This window comes from Candidatus Protofrankia californiensis (assembly GCF_900634765.1).
GTDB lineage: Bacteria > Actinomycetota > Actinomycetes > Frankiales > Frankiaceae > Protofrankia > Protofrankia californiensis.
In genome coordinates, this window is record NZ_CAAAFT010000481.1 from 1 (window position 1) to 2906 (window position 2906).

3 protein-coding genes are annotated in these 2906 nt (G+C 69.3%); 2 read left to right on the forward strand and 1 reads right to left on the reverse strand.

All coding sequences use genetic code 11. The features are described 5' to 3' along the window. The first annotated feature begins 33 nt into the window (after positions 1–33). Positions 34–1311 (forward strand): MFS transporter, encoded by a 1278-nt coding sequence (locus DD1DGNOD_RS24735; protein ID WP_131771144.1) that lies wholly within the window; start codon positions 34–36, stop codon positions 1309–1311. A 747-nt stretch (positions 1312–2058) separates the two neighbouring features. Further along, a complete protein-coding gene (locus DD1DGNOD_RS24740) occupies positions 2059–2253 on the forward strand; it encodes a hypothetical protein (RefSeq protein ID WP_165034679.1) in 195 nt (64 codons plus the stop codon). A gap of 69 nt (positions 2254–2322) precedes the next feature. On the opposite strand, the gene DD1DGNOD_RS24745 is transcribed toward DD1DGNOD_RS24740, so the two are convergent. Next, a complete protein-coding gene (locus tag DD1DGNOD_RS24745) occupies positions 2323–2712 on the reverse strand; it encodes a hypothetical protein (RefSeq protein WP_131764944.1) in 390 nt (129 codons plus the stop codon). Positions 2713–2906: the final 194 nt, after the last annotated feature.

The following is a 2906-nucleotide window of genomic DNA, read 5'->3' on the forward strand; positions in this document are numbered from 1 at the left end:
GTGGGGGTGAGCGCGCCGCGGCCGGGCACGGCGGTGACGTCCACCGCGGCGGACCGGCTGCGGCCATGGCGGTTCGTGCTGCTCTTCGGCGTGGTCAGCCTGCTGGCGGACTTCGTCTATGAAGGTGCCCGGTCGGTCACCGGGCCACTGTTGGCCTCTCTCGGCGCGTCGGCTGCCGTGGTCGGCGTGGTGACCGGCGTGGGTGAAGCCGCCGCGCTGCTGCCCCGGCTGATCTCCGGGCCGCTGGCGGAACGCACCGGCCGGTTCTGGGCGTGGACGATCGCCGGCTATGCGCTGACCGTCGCCGCCGTGCCTCTCCTCGGCCTGGTCGGCGTCCTGTGGGCCGCATGCACACTGGTGATCGCCGAACGGGTCGGCAAGGCCGTCCGCAGCCCGGCGAAGGACACCCTGCTCTCCCACGCGACCGCCGTCACCGGCCGCGGACGCGGGTTCGCCGTGCACGAGGCAATGGACCAGGTCGGCGCGCTCGCCGGGCCGCTGCTCGTCGCGGCCATACTCGCCGCAGGCAGCGGCTACGGCCCGGCACTGGGCGTCCTGGCGCTCCCCGGGCTGGTCGCGCTGGCCGTCCTGCTCTGGCTTTGGACGCGGGTACCGGACCCGGCCGGTTACGAAACCCCTGCCGGCTACGAAACACCCACCAGATATGAATCTCCCGCCGGTCACGGAGCCCCCGCCGTCCCCGCACCCCGCGCCTTGCCCGGCATGACGGCGTCCCATGCTGTGCCCGGCACGGCGGCGCCCCGGACGCGGCTGCCCCGCGCGTTCTGGGTGTACGCGGGTTTCACCGCTGCCACCACCACCGGGTTCGCTACCTTCGGTGTCCTGTCCTTCCACGCCGTTACCCGGGGGCTGCTGTCGGCTGCCACCGTTCCCGTCCTGTACGCCGCCGCCATGGGTGTCGACGCCCTCGCCGCACTCGCGACCGGCTGGGCCTACGACCGGCTCGGCCCCCGGGTGCTCGCCGTGCTGCCGCTGCTTGCCGCCACCGTGCCAACACTGGCGTTCACCAACACTCTCGCCCTGGTCGTCGCCGGCGCCCTGATCTGGGGAGCGGCGATGGGTGTGCAGGAGTCCACCCTGCGCGCCACCGTCGCCGATCTCGTCCCACCCGGTCGGCGGGCCAGCGCCTACGGCATTTTCGCAGGCGTGGTCGGCGCCGCCACCGCCGCCGGTGGCGGGCTGGCAGGCGCCTTCTACGACGCCTCGATCCCCACCCTGATCACCGTGACAGCCGGCATACAGGCTGCCGCGCTGCTCCTGCTCGCAGCCAGCCGCCGCACCCGCACCTGACCCTCCCCCGCATACACCTCCGAGCCCGACGCCCGTGCCAACAGCCAACGCCGCACCCTCCACCGCGGTGAGGGCCTGGCGTACATCCGCGGCAACACATCGAATTACACCGTGGTCTGTGCGTAGTGCAGCAGTCACAATTATGCGATCGTTGGAAGATGCAGCATGAGATGGAGTAGCGGCCGGAATCGTGATCACAAGGACAAGGGGCAGAAGCAAAAAGAGGACAACAGCCGCGGTAACCCCGGCTGGAAGGACTGCGGCCGGTGCGGCGGCACCGGCAAAGAACTCAAGGAGCGAGGCGAGGCAGATGAGGACGGTGTCTTCTCTGGCACACAGGAGCTCGACTGCTCCGCGTGTGGCGGCAGCGGAAAGCTACCGATCAGATGACTGAGCCTGTGCTCGCACCGCTTCTGGTACTCCGCTGTCCCGAGCACCGGGGGCGCCGACGCCTCTCCCCTGGAGATCCGCTCAAGGGTCCGCGACCAGGTCGCGACTGCCCGAATTGCCGCACCGTCTGGGCTGAAGGCCACGGTCCGGATGCGAAGCCTCCGCCGCTACCACCCTGGGAGCCCGGTCCGGTACACGGCCCATCCTGACGCAGCAGCACTGCCCTCCCGAACGGAGGAACTACGGCGTCATGCGATCGCGGAAGAGCCGGTGGGTGTCGGACCCCACGGTATACGGTCCTGACAGATGACGGACGATGACGAAAGACGCTGACGGATCCGAGGGAGTGCGATGGCCATGAACGACTTGCTGCTGCCGCCCGCGCTCGCGAACGTTGAGCTCTTCGACGCTGATCCTGAGACCGAACAGGCGATCGCGGAGGCGGACGAGGCTGTCGCCGCCGGCCGAACCATGTTCTTCGGCTCAACCGAGGAACTCGACGCCTACCTGCGTGAGATCACCGCAGACGAGGACCTGCCCCGCTCGGCGTAAACCACCGGAAGATCACGATATTCTGCCCGCCGTGCCCACGTATGAGACGGAAGAAGCCTTTTCTCGTGGTTACCGTGAGCTCACCCCGCTCAGCGTAAGAAATTCCTGCGTGCCCGGGATCTTCTGATGGCCGACATGAAGACTGATTTCGATCTGAACGTCATGGTGCGGATACCGGCTGCTCGGGCAGGGCGGGTTCGTTGGTCGGCTGGGTTGGGACGCCTGCGGCTTCCCGCATGGTCTGGGAGCGCGCAGTACGGTGACGGCGAGCAGGAGGCCGAATGCCACGCATCCTGCGCCTATTAGCAACCCGAGACGGCAGCCGCCGGCGAGAGCGTCGAGTGGGGTGCGGCCTTCCGCCAGGAGGCTGGCTGTCCGGTTGCTGGACAGCGTCCCCAGCACGGCCAGGCCGACCGCGGCGGAGACCTGCGTGGAGACATTGACGATCCCGGAGGCCACGACGGCGCGTACGGCGCTGGAGGCAATGAGGCTGCGCAGCCGCAGGATCCGCGGCGGAACGAGCGGGTTCGGTGTGCGCGATTCACAGACACGGGACGCAGAGCACCTTCAGCACGATGCGGACAACTTCGGGCGCAGGCATCCGGGCCGGCCCCGGGCAGACGGGCAGACGGGCAGACGGGCAGACGGGCAGA